Source organism: Cellulomonas endophytica (assembly GCF_004123805.1).
Lineage (GTDB): Bacteria > Actinomycetota > Actinomycetes > Actinomycetales > Cellulomonadaceae > Cellulomonas > Cellulomonas endophytica.
In genome coordinates this window covers 1-24,842 of record NZ_RWJX01000051.1, presented here as the reverse complement: position 1 = coordinate 24,842, position 24,842 = coordinate 1, and the positions used below count along the sequence as shown (strand labels likewise).

The following is a 24,842-nucleotide window of genomic DNA, read 5'->3' as shown; positions in this document are numbered from 1 at the left end:
AGCTCCTTGACCTCGTTCGCGACGACGGCGAAGCCCCGGCCCACCTCGCCGGCGCGCGCCGCCTCGATGGTGGCGTTGAGGGCCAGGAGGTTCGTCTGCTGGGCGATGGCGGTGATGACCTTGATGACGTCGCCGATGGCGGTCGAGGCCTCGCTGAGGGCCGCCACCTCCTCGCGCATGGCGCCCGACTGCCCGACCGCCTCCTCGGCGACCCGGCCGGCGTCGCCCGCGGCGGCCCGCAGCTGCGACACCGTGTCGAGCAGCAGCTGCGCGTTGCGGGTGTCCTCCGCGGAGCGCCGGATGACCGACAGGCGCTGCGAGACGAGCTGGGCCACGTTCCGCAGCGCGGCGGCCCGGGACGGGGACAGCTCGATGGTCTCCGTGACGAAGAAGTCCATCGTGCCGATGACGTGCCCCTCGTCGACGACGGGGAAGCACACGCCCGACCGCACGCCGGCCCGCTGCGCGGCGGGAGCGCGGACGCAGTCGGTCACCTCCGCGAGGTCGCGGACGAACACGAGGTCGCGCGCCCGCCAGGCGCGGCCCGACAGGCCGACGCCCTCGGCGAAGGACGCGGCCAGCGTCACGCGGCGGAACTCGTCGCCGGCGGAGCCGCTCTCCTGGGCGAAGCGCAGGACGCCGGCCTCCTCGTCCCGCGCCCAGAAGGAGCCGTAGGCCCAGCCGAAGGCGGTGCGGACCGTCTCCAGCGCCACGCGGAGCGCGGTCGCCTCGTCCTTCGCCTCGCCCACCCGCGTCACGACGGTGGTGACGGCCTCGCGGTCGTCGAGCGTTTCCTGCAGGGCCGTGGCGGTGAGGGCCTGGCGGCGGGCGAGGGTGGCGATGCGGGAGATGGCCCGCCACTTCTCGTCGCCGAAGCGCGGCAGGTCGTGGTCGCTGTAGAACTCCATGACGCCGACGAGGTCGCCCTCGTCCATCATCGGCACGGCGGCCCCGGCGACCATCCCGGCCTGGGTGGCGGCCTGCCAGCGCAGGCAGCCCGAGCGGGCGGCGCTCGCGTCCCCCGCGACGAGGACGGGCTCGCGGCGGCGCGCGGCCTGGCCCACGAGCCCGGCGTCGGGCTGCAGCCGCGTGGCCCCGCCGACGGCGCCGCGCAGCCGGTCGCCCAGCCGCCCGGTCTCGTAGGCGAGCTCGAGCTGCCCGTCGGCCGCCGGCACCCAGCGGGCCCCGTAGGTGAGGCCGAGCGTCTCGACGAGGGCGTCGGTGAGCTTGACGCGCGCGTCCTGGGCGTCCGCGACCCCGCCCTCGAAGGCGAGGAGCACCTGCTCGAGCGCCTCCACGTCGCGGGGGGCGCCGGCCGCCCCGTGCGGTGCTGCCTGTGCCGTGCCGCGTCGGAACCGCATCCGTGTGCCCCTCGTCGTGTCGGCGCCCCCGGTGAGGCGGTCCGGCGTGCCCATCGGCAGCACCGGACCGCCCGTGAGGGGTCGGGCGACCCCGGCGTCGCGCCGGGTCAGAGCCGGAAGCCCCCGACGACGCCGCGCAGCTCCGCGGCCATCCGGGCCAGCTCGGCGACGGCGGCCTGGCTGTCGCCCGCGCCGCGGGTGGTGAGGTCGGCGGCGCCCGCCACGCCCGCGATGTTCGTCGCGATCTGGGTCGAGCCCGTGGCGGCCTCGGCGACGTTGCGGCTCATCTCCGTGGTGGTGGCGGTCTGCTCCTCCACGGCGGAGGCGATGGTGAGCTGGAAGTCGTTGATCGCGGCGATGATGCCGCTGATCTCGTCGATGGCCGCGACCGCCCCGCCCGTCTCCGCCTGGATGGCCTCGACGCGGCGGGCGATGTCCTCCGTGGCCTTGGCGGTCTCGGAGGCGAGCTCCTTGACCTCGCCGGCGACGACGGCGAAGCCCTTGCCGGCCTCGCCCGCGCGGGCGGCCTCGATGGTCGCGTTCAGCGCCAGCAGGTTCGTCTGCTCCGCGATGGAGGTGATCATCTTGACGACGTTGCCGATCTCGCGGCTGGACTCCCCGAGCCGGGCCATGGTCTCGCCCGTGGTCGCGGCGGCGGTCACGGCACGGCGGCCGACCTCCGAGGCGCGGCCGGCGTTGCCGGCGATCTCCTCGATGGACGCGCCCATCTGCTCCGAGCCCGCCGCCACCGTCTGCACGTTGCGCGAGACCTGCTCCGCGGCGGCCGAGACGACCCCGGCCTGCGCCGCCGTCTCCTCCGCGGCCGACGCGATCTGCGTGCTCGTCGCGGCGAGCTGCTCCGAGGCGGAGGCCAGCGCGCCCGACGAGGTGCCGATCGTCGTCACCACCGCGCGCAGCGCCGCGACGGCGCCGTCGAGGGAGGCGCCCATCCGCCCGATCTCGTCGTGCGACGCGAGCCCCACGGTCCGGGTGAGGTCACCGGCGGCGAGCCCGTCGGCGACGTGGCGCACCCGTCCGACGCCGGCGGTGATGCCGCGGGCGACGAGGAGCCCGACGACCGCGGCGACGAGCACGCCCGCCACCAGCACCCCGACGACCGCCGTGCGCACCTGCGCCACCGCGTCGTGCGCCCGTGCCGCCGCGGCGGCGCCGTCGCGCTGCTCCTCCTCGACGAGGGCGGCGAGCAGGTCGCCCATCGTGTCGATCACCTCCTGGCCCTGCGTGTCCCGGACCTCGATGAAGCCGGCGGCGTCGCGGGCCCGGGCCAGCGGCAGGAGGCTCTCCTCGCGGAGCGCCGCGTACCCGTCGAGCGCCTCCTCGAGGCCGTCGAGCATGTCCAGCGTCGCGGCGTCCTCCGCGGCGACGACCCGGTACTCCGCCAGCGCGTCGCGCGCGGTGGCCTCGGCCTCGTCGAGCCGGCGCTCGTAGCCCGCCGCCGCGTCCTCGTCCTGCGCGACGAGGAGGTTCATGAGGTGGAACCGCATCTCGACGACGGAGCGGCGCATGACCGCGGCCTGCTGCAGCCCCAGGAAGTTCTGCTCGTACAGCCCCTGTGCGGCGGCCCCGGTGCTGCCCAGCGCGACGACCCCGGCCGCGCCGACGGCCAGCGCGGTCAGCACGGCGACGGCGACCGCCGCGAGGATCCGGGTGGCGACGCCCGTGTCGCGCACGCGGGCGAGGGGGCCGCGGGGGCCGTCGGGTCCGGCGAGGGCGGCGGGGGCGGCGGGGCGTGCCGCGGGGGCGGGGTGGTGCGCTGCGGGGGTCATGGCGGGTCCAGTCCGAGGGCGAGCGCGCCGGGACCGGCACGCCCCCGTCGGATCGGCCGCCGCGACGGGCCCCGACCAGGACCTCCGTCCCGGTCCGACCCGCGCCCCCGTCCCGTGCCCGTCCTCCGCCCGTCCTCCGCCCGTCCTCCGCCCTAGAGGTACTGGCCGGGCCCCGGGCGCTCGTCGCCCGCCTCGCCGGCCGGCGGGCTGCCGACGGGGAGCACCGTGCCGCGCTGCGGGCCCTGCGGGCCGACGCCCGGGGGCAGCGCGCGGCGCATCTGCGCGAGCTGCTGCTGCGCGGCGACCTGCTGGGCGACGATCGCCGTCTGCAGCCCGTGGAACAGGCCCTCGAGCCAGCCGACGAGCTGCGCCTGCGCGATCCGCAGCTCCGCGTCCGAGGGCGCGTCGTCCCCCACGAAGGGCAGGGTGATGCGCTGGAGCTCCTCGACGAGCTCGTCCGACAGCCCGTCGCGCAGCTCGTCGAGCGAGCGCTCGTGGATCTCGGCGAGGCGGGCGCGGGCGGCGGCGTCGAGGGGGGCGGCGCGCACCTCGTCGAGCAGCTGCTTGACCATGGTGCCGATCCGCATGACCTTCGCGGGCTGCTCGACCATGCTGCCGACGTCCTCGCGCCGCGCGGCGGGCCCGCCGTCGGCACCGGTGTCCCCGGCGGGGGGCAGCCCGGGGGCGGTGGCGTGCGGGAGGACCACGACGCGGGGTCCGTCGGCCGGGGGGGTGCTCGTCTCGTCGGTCACGGTCCCAGTCTGCGCACGCGCCGGGGGTGGCGCACGGTGGTCCTCCGGCACGAGCGCCAGGGAGCCGAACACCTGTCCCGAGGCGAGCAGCCGGTGGGCGTCCGCGGCGGCGTCGAGGGGCAGCGCGGCGTGCAGGCAGGGGTGCAGGGACGCGCGGCCGTCGTCGCCGCCCCTCCCGGCGGCCGGGGTGAGGAGCGGCCAGACCTGCGCCCGCAGCTCCGCGAGGATCGCGGCGCGCTGGGACAGCGGGCGCGAGCGCAGCGTGGTGCCGTGGACGGACAGCCGTCGGGCGAGCAGGGTGCCGAGGTCGAGCTCGGCCCGCGCACCGCCCTGCAGCCCGAGGACGACGAGCCGGCCGTCGGGGGCGAGCACGGCGAGGTTGTCGGCGAGCGCGGCCGCGCCGACGACGTCGAGCACCACGTCGACCCCGCGCCCGTCCGTCGCCGCGAGCACCGCCCCGACGAGCCCCGGCGCCCGGTGGTCCACGACCGCGTGCGCGCCCAGGGCCGCCACCCGGGCGCACCGCTCCGGCCCGCCGGCGGTGGCGACGACCCGCATCCCGAGAGCCACGGCGAGCTGGACCGCGAGCGTGCCGACGCCCCCGGAGCCCCCGCGCACGAGCACCGTCTCGCCCGGCGTGGCCCGCGCCGCACGCAGGTTGGACCAGGCGGTGGCGAGCGCCTCCGGCAGGACCGCCGCCTCGGGCGCGGTGAGGTGCTCCGGCCACGGCAGCAGGAGGGCGGCCGGCACCGCGACGCGCTCGGCGTACCCGCCGCCGCCCAGCAGCGCGGTCACGCGGGTGCCGACGACCGCGAGGCCGTCGGAGGCGGCCGGGTCGACGTCGGGGCCGAGCGCGCGCACGGTCCCGGCGACCTCGAGCCCCAGCGTCGCCGGTGCCCCGGGCGGCGGCGCGTACCGGCCCTGCCGCTGCAGCACGTCGGCGTTGTTGATGCCGGCCGCCGCGACCTCCAGGAGCACCTCGCCGGGCCCCGGCACGGGGTCGGGGACCTCCCCCACGACGAGGGTCTCGGGACCACCGGGCTCGGGGACGACGACGGCACGCACCCGACGACGGTAGACGCCGGCACCCCGGTGCCGCCCGCACCGACGCCGCCCTCGCGCGCTCGGGGTGCCGCTCCGGGCCACCGGGTGACGGCGTCGGCCCCCGGCACACCTCCGCCTCCCGCCGACGCCGGCGTCGTGCGGCTGCCCTCACCCTCCGGACCGCCGGATCACGGCGTCGGTGGGGTGGGGGTGCCGGCCGCGGCGGCGATCCGGGATGCTGGCGGGGGCGGGGGGTCTCCGGGAGGTGCGCGCGCGTGGGGTTCGACGTGGGGGCCGACGCCTACGGGCGGTTCATGGGGCGCTTCTCGGCGCCGCTCGCGCCGCTGCTGGCCGACGCGGCGGGCGTCGTCGCCGGGATGACGGCCCTCGACGTCGGGTGCGGGCCGGGGGCCCTGACGGCCGAGCTCGTCGCCCGCCTCGGCGCGTCGTCGGTGCACGCGGTCGACCCGTCGCCGTCGTTCGTCGCCGCGGCACGGTCCGCCCTGCCCGGTGTGGACGTGCGGCAGGCCATGGCGGAGGTCCTGCCGTTCGCCGACGCCGCGGTCGACGCGGCGCTGGCGCAGCTCGTCGTGCCGTTCCTGCGCGACCCCGTGGCGGGGCTGGGCGAGATGCGGCGGGCCGTGCGGCCCGGCGGGGTCGTCGCGGCCTGCGCGTGGGACCACGCCGGGGGCCGCAGCCCCCTGGCGCCCTTCTGGGACGCCGTCCGCGCGGTGGGCCTGGACGCCGTCGACGAGTCGGGCGCACCGGGGGTCCGGGCGGGGGACCTGGAGCGGCTGGCGCGGGCGGCCGGGCTGCGGGACCCGACCCCGGGGGAGCTCACCGTGCGCGTGGCGTACGCGTCTGCGGCGGAGTGGTGGGAGCCGTTCGGGCTGGGGGTCGGGCCGGCGGGCGACCTCGTCGCACGGCTGGACGCGGCCACGCGCGACCGGGTGCGCGCCGCGGCCGTCGAGCGGCTGCCCCGGGGGGCCTTCGTGCTCACGGCCACCGCGTGGTCCGTCGTCGCGCGCGCGTGAGCTCCCCGGCCGCCGCCGCTAGGGTGGCGGCTCCCGGGAGGGCTGTCTGAGCGGCCGAAAGAGACGGTCTTGAAAACCGTTGGGGCGTCGAAAGGCGTCCTCGTGGGTTCGAATCCCACGCCCTCCGCTGGAAGAGCTCGAGCCTCCCGCACGCGCTGTGCACCGAGCGAGGTGACCAGCACCCGGGCGTCGACATCGACCGGACGGCTGCGCCACCCTCCGGCCGTGCCCCGCTCGGTGGCCGAGGCCCCGACGGGTGCGTCAGCCGCTCGCGCGCATGGTCGCGGTGAAGTCCCCCGTGCGCGCGACGAGCGGTCCGACGTCGCCGAGGCGGCCGAGGGGCACGATGCCGCCATAGGTGCCGACGTCGTCGTAGTAGAGGACCAGCGACTGCGAAGGGGTGTGGTAGCCGATCGTCATCGCCGGGGCGTCGCTGCGGGCCGGCGCCCCGTCCAGGGACAGCGGGGCGGGCAGGGCCGCGATCTTCTCCTGCCCTGCGAAGTCGCTGAAGGCGAGCGTCAGCGGCAGCTGCTGCAGCAGCGACCGTGCCGTGGCGGAGTCGTCCAGCTCGCCGGTGACCGCTGCGCCGTCGCCGAGGTCGACGACGACGCGCAGGGCGTCCGTGGTCGACGTGGTGGTGGTGGGTGCTGCCGGGCTCGGGTGCGCCGACGGTGCGGCGGGAGCCGGTGCCCGGGAGGAGGTCCCCGTGGGGGCCGGCCCGTGGACGGAGGTCTCGACCGGCCCGACCAGCCCGTCGGCTCCGGTCTCCAGCACGGGCCGCAGGAACTCCGGGGCCGGGCTGTACTGGAGCACCTCCACCGGACCGAGGTCGTCGGCCGCGTCCTGCCGCGCCTCGCCGAGAGCCGCCCGGTCGCGGACGTCCACGGCACGGGCGCGGGCCTCGGTGCCGCCGGCGCGCAGCGACCCGACCAGGTCGTCGAGCCGCGAAGGGGTGCGGGCCAGCAGGGCGATGGCGAACCCCTCGGCGGCGAAGCGGCGGGCCACGGCTGCCCCGCGGCCGGGCCCGGCCCCGACGAGGGCGGACGTCGTCCCCGTCGGGGGGACGGGCGGGGTGGTCTGGGTGCTCATGCGGACCGCCTCCGGTCGGGCACCCCTGCGGTGCCGGAGCCCAGTCGACCTCACGCGCGCGGGGGCGGACAGACCCTGCGCAGGGGTGTACCAGCAGGGAGTGTCCGAGCGACGGCGACCGACCTAGCGTCGTGCCTGCCCGGCCCGACGAGCAGCGTCCCCGGCCCGGGCACCGCGCCACCGCGGGCCGCCGACCGGCCTCCGAGCCGCCCCGTCGCGCCCGTGCGTGCCGTCCCACCGCCGTCCCACCGCCGTCCCACCGCTGTCCCGCAGCACCTGTTCTCCGTGCCGCTCGTCGTGCCGCCCCGAGAGGATCTCCGTGACCACCAGCACGCTCCCGCCCGCAGGGCCGTCCGCGCCCCGCACCGTCGCCCCGAGCGACGCCGACCGGCTCCCGCTCCTGCCCCTGCTGCTGCTCGCGGCCATGGGCTTCGTCCTCGTCGCGGCGGAGACCATGCCCGCGGGCCTGCTGCCGGTCATCGCCGAGGGGCTCGGGACCAGCGAGGGCACCGTCGGGCAGCTGGTCAGCGCCTACGCGCTCGGCACGGTCGTGGTCACGGTGCCCGCCATCGCCCTCACCCGCCGGCTGCGGCGCAAGCCGCTCCTCCTCGTGACGATCGCGGGGCTCGTCGTCTCGAACACCGTCACCGCGCTGTCCGACGACGTCGTCCTCTCGCTCGTCTCCCGCTTCTTCGCCGGCGCCTTCTCCGGCGTCATCTGGGGGATGCTCGCCGCCTACGGCCGTCGCATCAGCCCCGCCCGGCACGCCGGCCTGTCGCTGGCGGTCGTGTCCACCGGCGCCCCCGTCGGGTTCGCCTTCGGCACCCCGCTCGGCTCGTGGCTCGGCACCACCGTCGACTGGCGCTGGTCCTTCGGGGGTCTGAGCGTGGCGGCGCTCGTCGTCCTCGTCCTCGTGGCGCGGCTCGTGCCGGACGCCGAGGCCCCGGAGGGGGCCGGGCGGCTGCCGCTGCGCCACGTGCTCCGGATCCCGGGGATCGTGGTGGTCCTGGCGGTCATCGTCGCCTGGATGCTGGCCCACAGCACCGCCTACACCTACGTGGCGCCGTACCTGCGCGCCGGCGGGACAGGCCTGTCCGTCGACCTCGTGCTCCTGGTCACCGGGGTCGCGTCCATCGCCGGGATCGTCGTGACCGCGCTCCTGCTCGACCGTCACCCCCGGCCGCTCCTGCACGGCAGCGTCGGTGTGTTCGTGGTCGCGGCCGTGGTGCTGCTCGTCGCGCACCGCTCGCCCGCCGCCGTGCTGGTCGCGGTCGCCCTGTGGGGGCTCGCCTTCGGCGGGGCCTCCGCGCAGCTGCAGGCGGCACTGACGACGGCCGGCGGCGCCGACGCGGACCTCGCGAACGCGTTCCTGCCGGTCGCGTTCAACCTCGCCATCTTCGGCGCCGGCGTCGTGGGGGCGGTGGTCCTGGGAACGGCCGGGGGACTGGCCCTCCCGGTCGTCATGGCCGCGCTGGGCCTGGTCGCGCTGGCGCTGACGGTCCACGGCCGCCGCACCGCGTTCCCCGCCCGGCTCTGAGCTCCCCCACCGCGCCCTCGGACCCTTCCGTGGCCGACCGCAGCACCGACCGCAGCACGGACCGCAGCACGGACCGCAGCACGGACCGCAGCACGGACCGCAGCACGGACCGCGTTCGTCACCGAGGGCATCGTCCTGGTGCAGCGCCGCGGCGCGCCCGCCCAGGTCGTCCGCCCCGGCGACCGGGTCTGGGTCGAGCCCTCCGAGGAGCACTGGCACGGGGCCGTCGCCGGTCGCCTCGTGGTCCACCTCGCGCTCGACGAGGTCGACGACGAGCACCCCGCCGCTCACCGGGGCGAGCACGTCACCGACGCCTAGCACGCCGCCGCCCACCCCGAGAAGGAGCAGACCGGATGAGAGCCACCCTCATGCACGCCGCCGGCGACGTCCGCGTCGTCGACGTCCCCGACCCCGTCCTGCAGGAACCGACGGACGCCCTGGTCCGGGTGACCTACGCCCGCCGGGTGTTCGACCGCGAGCTGCCCCTGTCCGAGATCGCCGAGGCCTACCGGCTCATGCACCTCCGTGAGGCCCTCAAGGTGCTCCTGCGCCCCTGAGCCCCGCAGGCACACCAGCCCCCGGCCCGACGGCCGTGACGGCCGCCGGAGGTGACCGCCCGGCACCGGGCCCGGCGACGAGGGCCTCGTCGCCGGGCCGGCCGGAATGGGTGGCAGCCGCCCGTGGGGCAGGGGGGCGAACCCGCGGGCGGCGCCGGGGAGGACAGTACGACAGACGCTGCTCCATGCAAAGGCATGGAAACGTTGCCGTCCGTCGGATTCACCCGGGCGTGGCCGGGCCGGTCCGGGCGCCCTGTCGGCGTCCTCGTGGCCCCGGGTCGCAGCGCCCCGAGGTGCGCCGACCGGGTGACGTCGCGTGCTCGCCGCGCGCCGCGGTGCCGCCAGCACGATGATCGGGACGGGTGCGCCGCTCGGGCGGCACCCGCAGGGGGAGAAGGAGGGCAGGACGATGGGCGTCGGTACCGGGATCTTCCTCATCGCCGTGGGGGCCATCCTCGCGTTCGGCATCGAGCCGGACGTGTGGTCCGTCATGAACATCAACGTCATCGGCTACATCCTCATGGGTGCGGGCGTGCTGTCCCTCGTGCTCGCGCTGGCCCTGAACAAGCAGCGCGCGAACACCAGCCACCACGAGGTCGTGGAGCGCTACGACAACCGGACACCGCGCCCGCCGCAGCCCTGACACGGGCAGGCCGGCACCGGGCCGGGGGCGGACACGCCCTCCGGTCCGTCGCCCGGTCCGGCGGCGCTCGTCCTCGGGTCGTCGTGCGGCACGGGCGTCGTCCCGGATCTCGCGGCAGCCCGACGCGTCGGGACGGAGCGGATGACCCCTCCGTCCGGAGCCGGTGACGTGCTCGTCCGGAGCGGATGACCCGTCCGCGTGGAGCGGATGACCCGTCCGATCGGACGGGTCGTCCTCCTATGCTGCAGGCGTGAGCGCGCCCGGTGTGCCGTCCTCGCGCGGCCTGGTCGCGACCGGTCCCGGTGCGTCGGCCCCGTTGCGCGCCGACGCCGCGCGCAACCGTGAGCGCGTGCTCGCGGTCGCGCGGGACGCCGTGGCGTCCGGCGACCTCACGCTCCCCCTCAACACCCTGGCGAGGCGCGCGGGCGTGGGCACCGGCACGGTGTACCGCCACTTCCCGACGCGCGCGCACCTCGCCGCGGCGCTCGCCGAGCCCGGGCTCGCGGGGCTCCGCGACGCCGCCCGCCGGGCCGCCGCCGGCGACCCGGCCGACGCGCTGGCGCGCTTCCTCCGGGACGGGCTGGCCGCCCTCGCCCGGGACCGCGTCCTCGCCGAGGTGCTCGGCGCCGGCGGCCCGTCGCAGGGCCCCGCGGCCGACGAGCTGCTCACCGCGCTGCGCCGGCTGCTCGTGGGGGCGCGCGGCGCGGGGACGGTCCGTCGCGACGTGACGGTGGACGACGTGCTCCGCCTCCTGCGCGGCGTCGACCACGCCGCCCGGACCGGAGCCCCGGACCCCGGGCGCGGCGAGCGGTACCTCGGCCTCCTGCTCGTCGGCCTGCGCCCCGACCGCGGCTGACCACCCCCGCTCCCGGCCGCGCCGGACCTCCCGCCCGCGACGCGGCCGCCGCTGCAGGGTGCCCCTAGCCGGGCCGTCCGGCGCCGTCGCCCTTCCCGTCGTCCTTCCCGACGCCGGCCAGCGCCAGCACGGTGCGCAGCCCCGCCGGGGAGCCGGGCCAGTGCCGCTCGACGGACCCCGGGCCCGCGTGCCGCACCACGTGCCGCAGCACGAGCGCCACCGCGACGGCGTCGTCGGCGTACCCCAGCACGGGCACGACGTCCGGCACGAGGTCGATCGGCATGACGAGGTACACGAGCAGGGCGCCGAGCCACAGCCGCGAGGAGCGGGGCGTCGTCGGGTCGGCCAGCAGGCGCCGGACGAGGCGCACGACGTCGGGCACGAGCCTCGCCGCCTCGCGCCAGGTGAGCGCGTCGGGGTCGCGGCGGCTCTCCCGCCAGAGCAGCGCGAGGAGCACCAGCCACAGCAGCAGCAGGCCGCCGAGCACCGCGAGGACGACCTGCAGCCAGTCGGGCACGCGCCGAACCTACGCCGGGGCGGACGGCCGCAGGGGCGGGTGCGGGTGCGGGTGCCGGAACACGTCGGCGGTGCGCCGGGTTGCCGCAGGGGTGACCGCGCTCTCCGTGCTCGACCTCGTGCCCGTCCGCTCCGACCAGACCACCGGCGACGCCCTCGCCGCGAGCCTGGCGCTCGCCCGCACGGCGGACGCCCTCGGGCTGACGCGCTTCTGGGTCGCCGAGCACCACAACATGCCCGCCGTCGCGGCGACGAACCCACCCGTCCTCATGGCGATGGTCGCGTCCGCGACGGACCGCATCCGGGTGGGGTCGGGCGGCGTGATGCTGCCGAACCACGCGCCGCTGGTCGTCGCGGAGCAGCTCGCGCTCCTCGAGGCGGCCTTCCCCGGCCGCGTCGACCTGGGCCTGGGGCGCGCGCCCGGCTCGGACCCCGTGACGAGCCACGTGCTGCGGCGGGGCGCCCGCGAGGAGGGCGTCGACACCTTCCCCGACGACGTCGCGACGCTCGCGACCCTGCTCGGCCCGGAGGGCGTCGGCGTCCGGCTGGGGGACCGCACGTACGAGCTGCGGGCCACGCCACGCGCGACGAGCGTGCCGCAGGTCTGGCTGCTCGGCTCGTCCCTGTACTCGGCGCGGCTGGCGGCCGAGCTCGGGCTGCCCTACGTGTTCGCGCACCACTTCGCCGGCCGCGGGGTGAACGAGGCGACGGCGCTGTACCGGCGCGAGTTCCGCCCGTCGGAGGCCCTGGACGCCCCCCGGACGATCCTCGTGGCCAACGCCGCGGTCGCGCCGACCCCGGCCGAGGCGCGCCGCCTCGTCCTCCCGCAGGCGCGCAGCATGTGGCGCCTGCGCGGCGGGCAGACGCTCGAGCCGCAGGAGCTCGTCGAGGACGCGGAGGCCGCGCCGCTGCCCGTCACGGCCACCGGCCTGCTCGACGAGGTGACGGCCTCCTGGGTGGTCGGCACGCCCGAGCAGGCGGCCGCCGAGCTGGCGTCGCTCGCCGCGGGGATCGGCGCCGACGAGGTGATGGTGCAGCCCGTCTCCGGGGCGTTCCGCGGCACGGACCCCCGGCGCTCGCCGGAGCGCGAGAGCACCCTGCGCCTCCTGGCCGAGGCGCTCGGCGTCACGCCGGCCACCCCCGCCGGCGCGGCCACCCCGGCGCTCGCCGACGCCTGACCCGCTCAACACCCCGCGCCGGCCTGCGTCGTGAACGGACGATGCACCGGTGGGTGCGGCACGCCGCCTGGGACCGCCCGTGCGCGGTGTGTCGCCGCGCCGCTGCAGCATCCGTTCGCCAGGGCGCAGGCGCGTGCGGGTGGCTCGTCGTCGGGGAGCGCTGGACGTCCTCGTGAAGGGATGCTGCACCGGTGGGTGCGACACGCCGCCCGGGCCTGCCCGGGCACGGTGTGTCGCCGCGCCGCTGCAGCATCTGGTCAGCAGGGCGCAGGGGCGCGCGGGCGGCTCGTCGGCAGGGCCTGCTGGTCGGTGTCGTGGAGGAACGCTGCAGTGGCGGGGCGCCACGCCGGTCGCCACCCCCCCTTCCGCGGCGTGTCGCCGTGCCGCTGCAGCGCCTGTTCCGCGGACCGGTGCCGGGTGCCGCCGGCGGTGGCGGGAGGGGCGGGGTGACCCGGGGGACGGGCTCTGGCGGGTCCACAGGGCGACGCGGCAGCATGGGGGTCCGGGCGGAGGGTGCCGCCCGGGGGACGGGGGAGCGGTGGACGAGCTGCTGACGGTGGCCGCGGTTGTCACGGCGGTGGCCGCCGGCCCGCCCGCCGCGGCCCTGGCCGCGCTCGGCGTCCGCCGGCGGGGCGGGCCGCGCGGACTGCTGCCCGGCGCCGCCGGCCGGCACCGGCGCGAGCAGGCCCTGCTGCGCGCCCGCACGGAGCGGGCGCTCGACGCCCTGCGCCGGGACGGCCGTCGCGCCGGTCCCCGGGAGCTGCTCCTGCTCCGGCGGCTGCGCAAGGACGTGCGCGCCTACGTGCGCCAGGTGCCGCTGGACGAGCAGGACCTCGCCCGCCTCACCGCCCGCCTGGAGCTCCTCGCCGACGGGCTGCCCGTGCACGTCCGGGCCCGCCGCGCACCGCACCGCGTGCCCGGGGGCGCCGAGGTGCGCGAGGCCTGGACGACGCTGCTCGACGCCTGCGGCGACGAGGCGGCCGCCCTGCACGTCGAGCGCTCCCGCGGCGCCGTCGCCGGCCTGCTCGGTGCGGCGGAGGCCCTCGCGCTCGAGCCCCGGCGGCGCCCGGGCGGTGCCTCGTCCCACGCGAGCGCCTGAGCGCAAGGCCTCGTCGCACGCGAGCGCCTGAGCGCAAGGCCTCGTCGCACGCGAGCGCCGGGGCACGGCGCCTCGTCCCCGGCGAGAGCCGAGGGGTCGGCGCGGGCGGCCGCGGCAGCCCAGGGCCGCACGACGCCGCCCGCCGGGCCGGGTCGGACCGGCCGACCTAGGCTCGTCGCGATGAGCGACACGGCTGCCCCCCTCGCGACCGACGACCACCCCGACGCCCACCCGGCCGCCTCCACCGCAGGCCGCACCGGCGACGGCGCGGCGCCCCGCGACGGGCTGCGGGAGGACCCGGCCCGCGCGGACGGGGTGCCCGACGCCGCGCCCCCGCCCCCGGTCCGCGTCGAGCTGCGGATCCACCTCGTGCGGCACGGGCGCACGCGCTTCAACGACGAGCTGCGCCTGCAGGGCTGGACCGACTCCGAGCTCACCGCGCACGGGCTCCACGGCATCCGCGCCGCCGCGGCCGCCCTGGCCGACGTGCCCTTCGTCGGCGCGCGCTCCAGCGACTCCCCGCGCGCGGTGACGACCGCCCGGATGCTCCTCGAGCCGCACCCCGGCGTCGGGCTGCGGGAGGACCCCCGCCTGCGTGAGCTGAACTTCGGGGACCTCGAGGCGGAGCCCGAGACGGTGCTCGCCACCCAGGTGGACGGCCGCGAGCTGTTCCGCGGCGTCTTCGAGGGGACGCACCCGGGCCTGCCGAACGGCGAGTCCGGCCGGCGCTTCCTCGCCCGCGTCGCGCAGGGTTACCGGGCGGTGGAGCGCGACTTCGCCGACGGCGGCGACGTGCTCGTCGTCTCGCACGGCCTCACGCTCCTGGCGCTGCTCACGATGCTGTCGGACGTCCCCGCACGCCCCCTGCCGAACGTCGGCATCAGCACGGTGCGCGTCACGCCGGACGGGCGGCGCGAGCTCGAGCGCGTGGGCTGGAGCGCCCTGGGCGAGACCGGTGCGGCGCCGGACGGCGAGATGCGGCTGGCGCGGGTGGCGCTCGCGGACGCGGAGGGCTGGGGCGAGGACGCCTGACGCCCTCGGGCACGGGTCGTCCCAGGAGCGGCGGGTAGCCTGCCGCGGTGAGTCCCGCCCCCGTCGCCCCCGCCCGTCGCACCCCCGGACGGCCGGCGCCCGAGCGTGCGCCGCGCACCGGCCCCGCGCCGGCCGTGGTGGTCGCGGCGGTCGCGGCCCTCGTCGCCCTTCTGGGCCTGGGCGGGCTGGCCACGGCCGTCCCGGCGGCCGCGCACGACGCCCTCGTCGGCAGCTCCCCGGCTCCCGACGAGACCGTGCCCGCCTCCCCGGAGCGGCTCACCCTGCAGTTCGGCGACGTGCCGCTGGACCTGTCGAACCAGCTCGTCCTCACGGGCCCGGACGGCGCCGCCGGCCCCGCGCTGACGCCCGTGGTCGAGGGCACGACCGTCGTCGCGGACCTCCCGGAGCCGCTCGCCGCCGGGGCGTGGACCCTGGCATGGAGGGTCGTCTCCGCGGACGGGCACCCCGTCGAGGGCACGATCGCCTTCACGGTCGCGCCTGCCGCACCCGCCGCCACCCCGGAGGCCGCGCCCGTCGACCCCGCACCCGTCGACCCCGCACCCTCGGCAGCGGCCCCCAGCCCCGAGCCCTCGGCGGACGGGGCCGCGGGGACGACGGCCGGGCCCGAGCCCACCCCCTCGTCGTCGGCGTCCACCACGGCCGCCGACGAGCGCGACGACGACGGCGGCAGCGCCCGCACCGCGCTGTGGATCGGCTCCGGCATCGCGGTCCTCGCCGGCGTCGTCGCCGCCGTGTGGGTGCTGCTGAGCAGCCGGCGCCAGGGCCCCGGCGCGGGCACCGGACGCCCCTGACCAGCACCCCGGCCCGCCCGGGGGGTGCAAATGGTTTGCAGACCCTGCAAACACATGACGAACCGCCCCCGGCCCGGTTACCGTGACCCGCGTGACCCAGATCGCCGACGACCAGATCGCCACGCCCGAGCACACCGTGGACGGCTTCGTGCAGGACTTCCTGCGCGAGCTGACCTTCGGCCAGGGCGTGACCCTCGAGCGCTCGTCCAGCAACGACCAGTACCTCGCGCTCGCCCGTACGGTGCGCGGGCACCTCATGTCGCGCTGGCTGCGGACGCTGCAGCACCAGCGCGAGGTGCAGGCCAAGTCCGTGGCCTACCTCTCCGCGGAGTTCCTCCTCGGCCGCCAGCTCAACAACGCGCTGCTGGCCACCGACCTCGAGGAGGTCGTCGAGGAGGGCCTCGGCCGGCTCGGCATCGAGCTCACCTCGCTGCGCTCGCTGGAGAAGGAGCCGGGCCTGGGCAACGGCGGCCTCGGCCGGCTCGCGGCGTGCTTCATCGACTCCCTCGCGACGATGAACATCCCCACCATCGGCTACGGCATCCGCTACGAGTACGGCATCTTCCGCCAGACGTTCGTCGACGGTTGGCAGGTGGAGAAGCCCGACAGCTGGCTCGAGCTCGGGTCCCCCTGGGAGTTCCCGCACCCGGAGCACGCCGTGACGATCGGCTTCGGCGGCCACACGGAGACGGCCACGGTCGACGGCCGCCTCACGACGACGTGGGTCCCGGCCTGGCAGGTCCGCGCGGTGCCCTACAACTACATGGTCCCCGGCTACCGCAACGGCCGCGTGAACACGCTGCGGCTGTGGTCGGCCTCGGCCACGGAGTCCTTCGACCTGCAGATCTTCAACTCGGGCGACTACACGGCGTCCGTGCGCGCGCAGACGGCCGCGGAGAACATCTCCAAGGTGCTCTACCCGGAGGACTCCACGCCCCAGGGCAAGGAGCTGCGCCTGCAGCAGCAGTACTTCTTCGCGGCCGCGTCGCTGAAGGACTTCATCGACACGGTCCTCCCGGCGGACTTCGACCTGCACGGGCTCGACGAGCGGATCATCTTCCAGCTCAACGACACGCACCCGGTCATCGCCATCCCCGAGCTCATGCGCATCCTGCTCGACGAGAAGGGCTGGGACTGGGACGAGGCGTGGGCGCTCACGCAGAAGTGCTTCGCCTACACCTGCCACACGCTGCTCCCCGAGGCCCTCGAGGTCTGGTCCGTGGAGCTGCTCGGGCGGCTGCTGCCGCGGCACCTGGAGATCATCTACCGCATCAACGAGGAGTTCCTCGACGAGGTGCGCCTCGCGTTCCCCGACGACGAGCTGCGCGTGCGCCGCATGTCGATCATCGCCGAGCACCCCGAGCGCGCGGTCCGCATGGCGCACCTGGCCACGGTCGCCGGCCAGAAGGTCAACGGCGTCGCGGAGCTGCACTCCCAGCTGCTGCGGGACAAGGTCCTGTCGGACTTCTCGGAGTTCTACCCGGACAAGTTCACGAACGTCACCAACGGCGTGACGCCCCGCCGCTTCGTGCGGCTGGCGAACCCGCGCCTGTCGGGCCTCATCACGGAGGCCATCGGCGACGGCTGGGTCACGGACCTCGACCGGCTGCGCGAGCTCGAGCCGCTCGCCGAGGACCCGGAGTTCCGCCGCCGCTTCCGCGAGGTGAAGGCCGCGAACAAGACGCGCCTCGTCGACCTGCTGAAGGTGCGCGACGGCATCGAGATCGCCCCCGAGGCGATGCTCGACGTCATGGTCAAGCGCCTGCACGAGTACAAGCGCCAGACGCTGAAGCTGCTCCACGTCGTCGCGCTCTACGACGGGGTCCGCCGCGGCGAGATCCGCGCCGAGGACCTCACGCCCCGCACGGTCGCCTTCGGCGCGAAGGCCGCCCCCGGCTACAAGATGGCCAAGCAGACGATCGGCCTCATCAACGCCGTCGGGCGCACGATCAACGCCGACCCCGCCCTGCAGGGCCGGCTGCGGATCGCCTTCCCGGCGAACTACAACGTCACGCTCGCCGAGCGCCTGATCCCCGCCGCCGACCTCTCCGAGCAGATCTCGCTCGCGGGCAAGGAGGCCTCCGGCACGGGCAACATGAAGTTCGCCCTCAACGGGGCGCTGACGATCGGCACGGACGACGGCGCGAACGTCGAGATCCGCCAGCTCGTCGGCGACGACCACTTCTTCCTGTTCGGCCTCACGGAGCCGGAGGTGTCGGACCTCGTCGAGCACGGCTACCGGCCGACGGCCTTCTACGAGTCGAACGCCCAGCTGCGGCACGCGCTGGACCTCATCGCCTCGGGGGCGTTCTCCGGCGGCGATCGGCGCACCTTCGAGCCCATCGTGTCGAACCTGCTCTACGAGGACCGCTTCCTCGTGCTGGCGGACTTCGCCGCGTACCTCGAGGCGCAGACGCGGGTCGAGGCGGCCTACGCCGACGCCGACGCGTGGTCCCGCTCCGCGGTCCTCAACGTGGCGCGCAGCGGCTTCTTCTCCTCCGACCGCTCCATGCGCGACTACCTCGACCACATCTGGCACGCGCAGCCGGTGCCGGTGGCCTGACCCGGCGCACGCCCGGGCACGACGAGGACCGCACCGACCGGCTCAGGCCGGCTCGGTGCGGTCCTCGCGCTCGTCCGCGAGGGCCCGGACGGCCAGGGCGCGCAGGTAGCCCGCGTAGCCGCCGGTCGTGCGCCCGACGCGGCGGCCGGAGGTGAGCACGTCGACGGCGTCGCTCGCGACCGCGCGCACGTCCGGGAGGGCCCGCAGCCGGGCGACGAGGTCCACGTCCTCGTCGCCCTCGACCGCGGCGAAGCCCCCGACCGCGGCGTAGGCGTCCGCGCGCACGCCGAGGTTGGCGCCGTGCACGTGGCCGTTCGGACGTCCGGGGACCCGGGTCGAGCGCCAGAGGCGGACGACGCGCTCGGGCAGGTCGTCGGGGTCGGGGCGGACCGTCCCGAGCACGAGGTCCGCGCCGGCGTCCGCCAGCGCGACGTGCTCGAGCGCCCAGTCCGGCGGCACCCACGTGTCCGCGTCGGTGCACAGCAGCCACGTCCGCCCCGCGGGCGCGGGCGAGCCCGCCAGCCCCGTGGCGGCGCCGAGCGCCCGCGCCGCGCCGACCCCGGCGGCGGGGGTCTCGAGCACCCGCACGGCGTGCGCCCGGGCCCGCTCGGCCGTGGCGTCCGTGCAGCCGTCGGCGACGAGGAGCACCTCCGCGCCGACGCCGGTCGCGGCCGCGAGGCGGGCGCAGGCGGCGGTGACGGAGGCCAGGCAGCGGTCGACGAGCGCCTCCTCGTCGCGGGCGGGCACCACGACGACGACGTGCGCGACCGGCCGGGCCGGTGCGGTGCGGGGGGACCCGTGCCGGGCGCTCACCGCAGGCCGGTCCGGCGGGCCACGGACCGGGCGTCCGTCGACCACACGTCCAGCAGGAAGTCCTCCTCGACGTGCGTCGAGAGGCGGGTCCACCCCTCGTCGCGCGCGGCCAGCGTGTCCGCGAGCAGGTGGTGCACGGTGTCCCCGGGCAGCGGGTAGTCCGCGACGGGGTGCCGCCAGTGGCAGGTCAGCAGCGTGCCGCCGGGCGTCGTCGCGGCGGCGAGCCGGTCGACGAGCGCCGTCAGCGCCGCGGCGTCGAGGTAGTAGCCGACCTCCGAGAGCAGCACGAGGTCCCACGGGCCGGCGGGCACCCCGTCGCGCACGTCGGCGCGCTCGACGCGGACACCTGGCAGGCCGGCGGTGCGGGCCCGGGCCCGCCGGACGGCGACCTCGGCGACGTCGACCGCGAGCAGGCGGTCGCACCGCGGCGCGAGCGCCTCCGTGAGCACGCCGATGCTGCAGCCGAGCTCGAGCGCGGCGCCGACCCGGGCGTCCGGGAGCGCGGCGAGCGTGAGGGCGCGCTTGCGGGCCTCGTAGGGCCGGTGGACGAAGCCCCAGGGGTCCTCGTGGCGGCCGTAGAGCGCGTCGAAGTAGCCGGGCCGCTCGGCGGCGGCGGGTCCCTGCTCGCCCCGCGTCGCGGGGCCCGCGCCCGGCGCCGGCGTCACGACGAAGGGCTCGGCGTCCCGGTCGAAGGCGCGCAGGAAGCGCGGGTGCAGCGCCGGGGTGTCGGCGGGGTGCGCGGAGAGCGGGAGCACCTGGGTGGCGTGCGCGTCGACGGCGCGGCGCTTGGCGAGGGCCCACCGCGGCGTCAGCGGCAGCCCCGCGAGGGCGGGCGCCTGCGCCGGGTCGCCCCAGTGCCAGAACCAGAGCGGGTACTCCCACAGCTCGGCGCCGAGGGTCTCGGCGACCTCGGCGACCACCTCGCCGGCGACCCGGTGGTCGCGGTGCCCGTCGCCCCGCCAGGGCGCGACGAGGCGCAGGGGCGCCGCCGGTCCGGGCCCGTCGGGGTCGCCCTCCGCGAGGGCGGCCAGCAGCGCGCGGGCGAAGGCGTCCCGGTGCTCGCGCAGCCCGCCGTCGGGCAGCCCGAGCAGGTGCACCGCCGAGCGCGGGGACAGCAGGGCGACGGCGGCGCGCACCTCGTCGGCCCGGAGCGCTGCCAGGGCCTCGGGTGCCAGCGTCGGCGAGCCCGGGTGGGAGGCGGCGCCGTCCGTGGCGACCACGACGTCGGCGGGCCGGCCGGCGGCGGCGAGGGCGGCGAGCAGGCCGCCGGCACCGAGCGTCTCGTCGTCGGGGTGCGCGGCGACGACGACGGTGCGGCCCGACGGCACGGCCAGCGGCGGCAGGGCGGCCAGGCGCGCGTCCCAGTCGCCGGGCGGGCGGCCGGGGGCGCGGCCGTCGAAGGTCACCACGGCGCGGGGCCGGCGGCCAGGGAGCGGCCCAGGGCCACCGCGTCGCGCTCGGCGTGCTCCTGGCGGACGTACACCTCGAGGTCGGCGACCCGCTGGGCGTGCTCGGCCTCCTGCGTGAGCGGCGCCGGGCCCAGCCCGTGCGCGACGGCGGACAGCACGCCCTCGGCGCCGCGCGCCACCGTCGCCCGCACGCGCCTGGCCAGCCGCGACCCCTCGTCGCGGCCCACCGACCCGGGGTCGGCACCGGAGGCGTCGACGAGCACGGCGGCCTCGGCGAGCGCCCGGCGCCCGTCCTGCACGAGACGGTCCACGGTGCCCAGCGCGAGGTGGGTCAGCGGGTCGTCACCGCGCCCGGCGGCGTGCGCGTGCAGGCGCCGCGCCAGCCCGACCGTGCCGCCGAACCAGCACGCGGCGACGCCGAGGCCGCCCCACCAGAACCCGGGCCGCTCCAGGTACCACCCGGGGGGACCGACGGGCGCGGCCGGGACGGCGCCGAGCACCAGCGGCGTGCTGGGGATGCCGACGAGCCCGCGCGCGGCCCAGGTCGTCCCGTCGGTGCGCACGCCGGGGTGGCGCAGGGCGACCGCGAACAGGCCCCGGCCGCCGTCGGGCAGGTGCGCCGTGACGAGGGCGGCGTCGAGCCGGTCGCCGAGGGAGCACCAGGGCTTCGTGCCGGTGAGGGTCCAGCCGCCCGTGCCGGGGACGGCGTCGAGCCGGACCCCCGGGCCCTCGGCGGCGAACACGCCCCACGTCGTCCCGGGGCCGCGCAGCACGGCCGGCAGGTCGACGGGGTGCCCGGCGGTCTCCGCCTGGTGCAGCACCGCCCGGGCGTCGAGGTGCGGCTCGACCGCACGGGCGACCTCCAGGTCGGCGGCGCCCAGCGTGGCGAGCGCCTCCCAGAGCCGCACGGTCGCGCCCCCGCCCGGGTGCGGGAGGTCGGACCAGTCGGCGGCGGCGGCGAGCGCCTCGTCGACGGAGCCCGGCACCTCGTGCGGCGGCGGGTCCGCGGCAGGCCGGGGCGGCGACCCCTCCCGGGGGGCGGGGACGGGGGTCGGCTGCGGCAGGGGGTCCAGCCGCACGGCCGTGGCTCGGCGCACGATCGCCCATCCTCGGGTGGGAGGCCCGGCGCGGCGACCCGAGGGCATCAGCACCGTCCCAGGTGCCCGCCGCCGCCGGTGCCGGACGGGCGGCGCGCGCGCTGCTTTTGGTCCGTGCCGCGTGCGCGGGTACCCTGCCCGTGGTCCGGGAGACGTCGCATAGTCCGGTCTAGTGCGCGGCCCTGCTAAGGCCGTGAAGGGGGCAACCTCTTCCGTGGGTTCAAATCCCACCGTCTCCGCCCTGGCGCCCGCCCTCGGTCGCCGATCGGCCGGGTCCGCCCCTCGCGGACCCGGCCGTCGTCGTCCCGGCCCCGCCCGCGCCGTGCCGCGCGGCCGGGGCCCGCTCGTGCCCCTCGGTCAGGGCGCCGGCGGGGCGGCGTTCGGGTTGCAGGCCATGCTCGGGTTGAACTGCTGGGGGGCGATGTAGCCGCCCTTGACGAGCTGCCCGTAGCTCTGGGTGCGGCCGCCCTCGGGGCCGGGGGCGCCGGGCTCGTCGTTCAGTCCGGAGTAGGCGCACTCGGACCTCCCGTTCACCGGGAGGGGCTTGCCGTTCCCGGTGATCTCGCCGGCGGAGGCGGCCCCGGCCCCCGCGACGACCAGCCCGAGCGTGCACGCGACGACCGCGACGGTTCTGCGCATGATGCCTCCCTGTCCCCGGGTTGCCGCCGTTGGCACCCGCGCACCGCCGTTCTAGCGATCCGGGACGAATGCCGTCAACGGGACGGATCGGACATCGCCCGTCCGTGTCGTCCGTGTCGTCGCCGGGCCGGCCCCTCGGGCCGTCGCGGCCTCGGCGGCGGCCGGTTTGGGCGAGGGCCGCGGGACCTGTATCCTCGTCGACGGCCCGCCGAGGGCCACGCGCCCGTAGCTCAATGGATAGAGCATCTGACTACGGATCAGAAGGTTGGGGGTTCGAGTCCCTTCGGGCGCACCGACGACGAGCCCCCCATCCGCGGAGACGCGGGTGGGGGGCTCGTCCGTCCTCCGGGCGGAGACCGGCCGTCGCGGCCGGGTGCTCAGCCCGGCGGCGGGGCGGTCGACGCGCGCACGACGAGGGCGGTGGCGAGCTCGGTCCTCGGGGTGGGCGGCTGGCCGCCGCGGGACAGCTCGACGACCATGCGCGTCGCCTCGCGCGCCATCTCCGCCAGCGGCTGGCGCACGGTCGTCAGCTGCGGGGAGACCCACTGGCACAGGTCGACGTCGTCGAACCCGACGACGGACAGCTGCCCCGGCACGTCGACGCCGAGGGCGCGCGCGGCGCCGTAGACGCCGTAGGCCTGCTCGTCGGAGCCGCTGATGACGGCGGTCGGTGGCTCGGGCAGGCGCAGGAGCTCCTCGCCGAACCGGAGGCCGCCCCCGACGAGCGAGTCGCCGTGGCGCACGAGGGCGGGGTCGGGCGGGATCCCCGCGCGCAGCAGCGCCGCGCGGTAGCCGTCGAGCCGGTCGCGGTGGCACTCCTGCTCCGGCGGCCCCGTGATGAAGCCGATCCGGCGGTGCCCCAGCGCCAGCAGGTGCTCCGTCGCGTCGCGTCCGCCGGCCCAGTCCGTGGCCGCGACCGTGGGCAGGGGCGACGAACGGGTGCCGACCGGGTCGACGAGCACGACCGGCATGCGCAGGCGTGCGAGCTCCTTGCGCCCCGCGTCGAGCAGCTCCGAGACGACGAGGACGACGCCGTCGGAGCCGCGCTCGAGGAGGTGCTCGGTCCAGTCCCGGGTGCCGACGGGCTTGCCGTGGGTTGTGGTGACGACGAGGTCCGTCCCGAGCCGCGAGGCCTCGGCCTGGGCGCCCCGCAGCAGCGCCGTCGCCCACTGGGTGCCCAGGTCGCTGATGACGAAGTCGACGAGCCCGACCTGGGTGCCGGCCCCGCGTCCCCGCCGCTCGTACCCGTGCTCCTGCAGGAGCTGCTCCACCTGCGCCCGGGTCGCGTCCGAGACGCCCCGGCGGCCGTTGAGGACCTTGGACACCGTCGGCACCGAGACGCCCGCCGCCGCCGCGACCTCGGCGATCGTCACCGTCCGCCCGGCGGTCCGCCCGGCCGTGCGACCCGCCATGCCCGCCCCCTCCGACCGTGCGTTGACGCCGCCGCGGCGCCGACCTACTGTACCCACGAAGAAAGTTGCAGCGAAACTTTCTTACTCACACGAGGCCCAACGGTGGGCAGGACTGGGGTGCAGTGATGCGGACGTCGACGAGGACGAGGCACGGGCGCCGGGCGGCGGCGGGCGCGGCGGCGGTGGCCGTCCTGGCGCTGACCGCCTGCGGCGGGGGCGGCGGGGGCGGCGGTGCGGCCGCGGCCCCGACCGGCGGGGCGACGAGCGGGGACATCACCTGGTGGGGGTGGACGCCCGACGCGACGAACGCGGAGAAGCTCATCGCCGCGTTCCAGGAGGACCACCCGGACATCGACGTGACCTTCGTGTCGAAGCCCATCGACTCCTACGACTCCGTGCTCGGCCCGGCCATCACCTCGAGCGAGGGGCCCGACGTCTTCAACGTCGCGCCCGGCTCCGCGAACGGCGGCGTCGAGACGTTCGGCGCCGGTGCGCTCGACCTCACGGCCGCGGTCGAGGGCGCGCTCGGGGCCGACTGGGAGGAGAAGCTGGCGCCGGCGGGGGTCGAGGGGCTGTCCGTCGACGGCACGCTCGTCGGGCTGTCGGCCGGCGCCGTCTACTCGGGCGGCCTCTGGGTGAACCAGGACGTCTTCGACGAGTACGGCCTGACCGCCCCGACCACGCTCGAGGAGTGGAAGCAGGTCTGCGCCACGCTCGAGAGCAACGGCGTCGGGTGCTTCGTCCAGGGCGCCGGCCAGTGGGCGTTCGACATGGACACCTTCGAGGCCATCGTCGAGAACGTCGAGCCCGGGCTGTACGTGCAGGCCACGCAGGGCGAGGTCCCGTGGACCGACGAGCGCTTCGTCGGGGCGATGGAGTCCTGGAAGGCGCTGTTCGACGAGGGGATCATGCAGGAGGGCGCCATCGGCCTGCAGCAGTACCCCGACGCGAACAACGCCTTCATGTCGGGGAAGTACGCGATGGTCATGATGGGCACCTGGTACACGCAGTACGCGGTGCGGGACAGCATGGTCGCGGCCATGGAGGCGGCGGGGGTGGCGGACCCGGAGCCGATCACCATCGTGCCGGTGCCGTTCCCCGACCTGGCCGGCACGGGCGAGACCGGCACGATGTTCGGCGACGCGGACTACGGGCTCGCGGTGAGCGCGAAGTCCGACCAGGCGGACGCCGCGACGACCTTCGCCCTCTGGCTGACGACGAGCGAGGCCGGCCAGCAGGCGGTCGCGAACACGCTCAACGACATCCCGGCCCTCAAGGGCATCACGCCGCAGTGGGACCAGATCGACCTCGTCGACCCGGACCGCCAGCTCGAGGCGCTGCAGGCCTACACGGAGGGCGCCGGCCAGGCGACCTCGCCGCGCTTCGCGACCGTCAGCGCCGACCTCAACACGGCCTTCAAGGACGCGCTCATCGGCGTCGCGTCCGGCGACCGGACCCCCGAGGAGGCCCTGGCGGGCCTCCAGGCGGTCCAGGACGCGGGCTGAGCATGTCCGTCCAGAGGCCTCCGGCGGCGGTCCCCGCGACCGCCGCCGGCCGCGCCGGCGCCACGCCGGCGCGCACCCCCGGTGCGCCCGGCGCCGCCGGGCGCACC

22 protein-coding genes and 3 tRNA genes are annotated in these 24,842 nt (G+C 77.2%); 15 read left to right on the top strand and 10 right to left on the bottom strand.

All coding sequences use genetic code 11. The features are described 5' to 3' along the window. The 3 genes from EJA20_RS13500 to EJA20_RS19865 form a co-directional block, all read right to left on the bottom strand. On the bottom strand, positions 1 to 1,361 hold a 1,361-nt coding region (locus tag EJA20_RS13500), incomplete at its 3' end, for a GAF domain-containing protein (RefSeq protein ID WP_129338849.1). A gap of 107 nt (positions 1,362 to 1,468) precedes the next feature. After that, complete coding sequence (locus EJA20_RS13495) at positions 1,469 to 3,148, bottom strand: methyl-accepting chemotaxis protein (protein WP_129338847.1); 1,680 nt, start codon at positions 3,146 to 3,148, stop codon at positions 1,469 to 1,471. 152 nt (positions 3,149 to 3,300) lie between these two features. Beyond that, entirely contained in the window at positions 3,301 to 4,965 is a 1,665-nt protein-coding gene (locus tag EJA20_RS19865) for a proteasome activator (protein WP_129338845.1), read from the bottom strand. 254 nt (positions 4,966 to 5,219) lie between these two features. Between EJA20_RS19865 and EJA20_RS13485 the strand changes: the two genes are divergently transcribed. Beyond that, complete coding sequence (locus EJA20_RS13485) at positions 5,220 to 5,978, top strand: class I SAM-dependent methyltransferase (RefSeq protein WP_129338843.1); 759 nt, start codon at positions 5,220 to 5,222, stop codon at positions 5,976 to 5,978. 36 nt (positions 5,979 to 6,014) lie between these two features. Then, a tRNA-Ser gene (locus EJA20_RS13480) sits at positions 6,015 to 6,105 on the top strand. 134 nt (positions 6,106 to 6,239) lie between these two features. Here the strand turns inward: EJA20_RS13480 and EJA20_RS18745 are convergent. Continuing rightward, positions 6,240 to 7,067 (bottom strand): cyclophilin-like fold protein, encoded by an 828-nt coding sequence (locus EJA20_RS18745; protein ID WP_164983981.1) that lies wholly within the window; start codon positions 7,065 to 7,067, stop codon positions 6,240 to 6,242. 319 nt (positions 7,068 to 7,386) lie between these two features. Here EJA20_RS18745 and EJA20_RS13470 point away from each other — a divergent pair, with 319 nt between their 5' ends. The 5 genes from EJA20_RS13470 (at position 7,387) to EJA20_RS13450 (ending at position 10,660) form a co-directional block, all read left to right on the top strand. Beyond that, entirely contained in the window at positions 7,387 to 8,604 is a 1,218-nt protein-coding gene (locus EJA20_RS13470; protein ID WP_240675493.1) for an MFS transporter, read from the top strand. A gap of 138 nt (positions 8,605 to 8,742) precedes the next feature. Next, complete coding sequence (locus tag EJA20_RS13465) at positions 8,743 to 8,922, top strand: cupin domain-containing protein (protein ID WP_129338841.1); 180 nt, start codon at positions 8,743 to 8,745, stop codon at positions 8,920 to 8,922. Between the two features lie 35 nt (positions 8,923 to 8,957). Beyond that, complete coding sequence (locus EJA20_RS13460; RefSeq protein WP_129338839.1) at positions 8,958 to 9,161, top strand: hypothetical protein; 204 nt, start codon at positions 8,958 to 8,960, stop codon at positions 9,159 to 9,161. A 316-nt stretch (positions 9,162 to 9,477) separates the two neighbouring features. Further along, a complete protein-coding gene (locus tag EJA20_RS13455) occupies positions 9,478 to 9,804 on the top strand; it encodes a DUF6458 family protein (protein WP_240675492.1) in 327 nt (108 codons plus the stop codon). A 250-nt stretch (positions 9,805 to 10,054) separates the two neighbouring features. Beyond that, the gene (locus EJA20_RS13450) at positions 10,055 to 10,660 is read left to right on the top strand and encodes a TetR/AcrR family transcriptional regulator (RefSeq protein WP_205687500.1); all 606 of its coding nucleotides are present in this window, start codon (positions 10,055 to 10,057) and stop codon (positions 10,658 to 10,660) included. Between the two features lie 64 nt (positions 10,661 to 10,724). On the opposite strand, the gene EJA20_RS13445 is transcribed toward EJA20_RS13450, so the two are convergent. Continuing rightward, entirely contained in the window at positions 10,725 to 11,177 is a 453-nt protein-coding gene (locus EJA20_RS13445; RefSeq protein WP_129338837.1) for a YkvA family protein, read from the bottom strand. A gap of 91 nt (positions 11,178 to 11,268) precedes the next feature. Here EJA20_RS13445 and EJA20_RS13440 point away from each other — a divergent pair, with 91 nt between their 5' ends. From EJA20_RS13440 to EJA20_RS13420, 5 genes are all read left to right on the top strand, one after another. Further along, complete coding sequence (locus EJA20_RS13440) at positions 11,269 to 12,354, top strand: LLM class flavin-dependent oxidoreductase (protein ID WP_129338835.1); 1,086 nt, start codon at positions 11,269 to 11,271, stop codon at positions 12,352 to 12,354. 538 nt (positions 12,355 to 12,892) lie between these two features. Beyond that, a complete protein-coding gene (locus EJA20_RS13435) occupies positions 12,893 to 13,453 on the top strand; it encodes a hypothetical protein (RefSeq protein ID WP_129338833.1) in 561 nt (186 codons plus the stop codon). A 180-nt stretch (positions 13,454 to 13,633) separates the two neighbouring features. Further along, complete coding sequence (locus tag EJA20_RS13430; RefSeq protein ID WP_129338831.1) at positions 13,634 to 14,485, top strand: histidine phosphatase family protein; 852 nt, start codon at positions 13,634 to 13,636, stop codon at positions 14,483 to 14,485. Between the two features lie 47 nt (positions 14,486 to 14,532). Then, positions 14,533 to 15,297, top strand: coding sequence for a copper resistance CopC family protein (locus tag EJA20_RS13425; RefSeq protein ID WP_129338829.1), 765 nt, complete (start codon positions 14,533 to 14,535; stop codon positions 15,295 to 15,297). 100 nt (positions 15,298 to 15,397) lie between these two features. Then, a complete protein-coding gene (locus tag EJA20_RS13420) occupies positions 15,398 to 17,860 on the top strand; it encodes a glycogen/starch/alpha-glucan phosphorylase (RefSeq protein ID WP_129338853.1) in 2,463 nt (820 codons plus the stop codon). Between the two features lie 42 nt (positions 17,861 to 17,902). On the opposite strand, the gene EJA20_RS13415 is transcribed toward EJA20_RS13420, so the two are convergent. Genes EJA20_RS13415 through EJA20_RS13405 form a run of 3 tightly spaced genes read right to left on the bottom strand, consistent with a single transcriptional unit; the run spans position 17,903 to position 21,179 of the window. Further along, positions 17,903 to 18,673: a glycosyltransferase family 2 protein gene (locus EJA20_RS13415; RefSeq protein WP_129338827.1), complete on the bottom strand. Its 771-nt coding sequence runs from the start codon at positions 18,671 to 18,673 to the stop codon at positions 17,903 to 17,905. Next, complete coding sequence (locus tag EJA20_RS13410; protein ID WP_129338825.1) at positions 18,670 to 20,082, bottom strand: PIG-L family deacetylase; 1,413 nt, start codon at positions 20,080 to 20,082, stop codon at positions 18,670 to 18,672. The genes EJA20_RS13415 and EJA20_RS13410 overlap by 4 nt, the downstream gene beginning before the upstream one ends. Then, positions 20,076 to 21,179, bottom strand: coding sequence for an acyl-CoA dehydrogenase (locus EJA20_RS13405; RefSeq protein WP_240675490.1), 1,104 nt, complete (start codon positions 21,177 to 21,179; stop codon positions 20,076 to 20,078). Before EJA20_RS13405 ends, EJA20_RS13410 begins: the two co-directional genes overlap by 7 nt. A gap of 148 nt (positions 21,180 to 21,327) precedes the next feature. On the opposite strand from EJA20_RS13405, the gene EJA20_RS13400 reads away from it, so the two are divergent. Further along, positions 21,328 to 21,418 (top strand) — tRNA-Ser (locus EJA20_RS13400). Positions 21,419 to 21,536: 118 nt separating this feature from the next. Here EJA20_RS13400 and EJA20_RS13395 read toward each other — a convergent pair. Then, positions 21,537 to 21,818 carry a hypothetical protein gene (locus EJA20_RS13395; RefSeq protein WP_129338823.1) on the bottom strand — a complete coding sequence of 94 codons (282 nt, stop codon included), beginning with the start codon at positions 21,816 to 21,818 and terminating at the stop codon, positions 21,537 to 21,539. Positions 21,819 to 22,037: 219 nt separating this feature from the next. On the opposite strand from EJA20_RS13395, the gene EJA20_RS13390 reads away from it, so the two are divergent. Continuing rightward, a tRNA-Arg gene (locus EJA20_RS13390) sits at positions 22,038 to 22,110 on the top strand. Positions 22,111 to 22,195: 85 nt separating this feature from the next. Here EJA20_RS13390 and EJA20_RS13385 read toward each other — a convergent pair. After that, positions 22,196 to 23,230 carry a LacI family DNA-binding transcriptional regulator gene (locus tag EJA20_RS13385; protein ID WP_129338821.1) on the bottom strand — a complete coding sequence of 345 codons (1,035 nt, stop codon included), beginning with the start codon at positions 23,228 to 23,230 and terminating at the stop codon, positions 22,196 to 22,198. A gap of 125 nt (positions 23,231 to 23,355) precedes the next feature. On the opposite strand from EJA20_RS13385, the gene EJA20_RS13380 reads away from it, so the two are divergent. Further along, on the top strand, positions 23,356 to 24,735 hold the full coding sequence (locus EJA20_RS13380) for an ABC transporter substrate-binding protein (RefSeq protein WP_129338819.1): 1,380 nt from the start codon (positions 23,356 to 23,358) through the stop codon (positions 24,733 to 24,735). The last annotated feature ends 107 nt before the right edge of the window (positions 24,736 to 24,842 follow it).

Coding starts and splice junctions, on each gene's coding strand:
- EJA20_RS13495 (WP_129338847.1), bottom strand. CDS start 3,148: ATGACCCCCGCAGCGCACCACCCCGCCCCCGCGGCACGCCCCGCCGCC.
- EJA20_RS18745 (WP_164983981.1), bottom strand. CDS start 7,067: ATGAGCACCCAGACCACCCCGCCCGTCCCCCCGACGGGGACGACGTCC.
- EJA20_RS13460 (WP_129338839.1), top strand. CDS start 8,958: ATGAGAGCCACCCTCATGCACGCCGCCGGCGACGTCCGCGTCGTCGAC.
- EJA20_RS13430 (WP_129338831.1), top strand. CDS start 13,634: ATGAGCGACACGGCTGCCCCCCTCGCGACCGACGACCACCCCGACGCC.
- EJA20_RS13395 (WP_129338823.1), bottom strand. CDS start 21,818: ATGCGCAGAACCGTCGCGGTCGTCGCGTGCACGCTCGGGCTGGTCGTC.
- EJA20_RS13385 (WP_129338821.1), bottom strand. CDS start 23,230: ATGGCGGGTCGCACGGCCGGGCGGACCGCCGGGCGGACGGTGACGATC.
- EJA20_RS13380 (WP_129338819.1), top strand. CDS start 23,356: ATGCGGACGTCGACGAGGACGAGGCACGGGCGCCGGGCGGCGGCGGGC.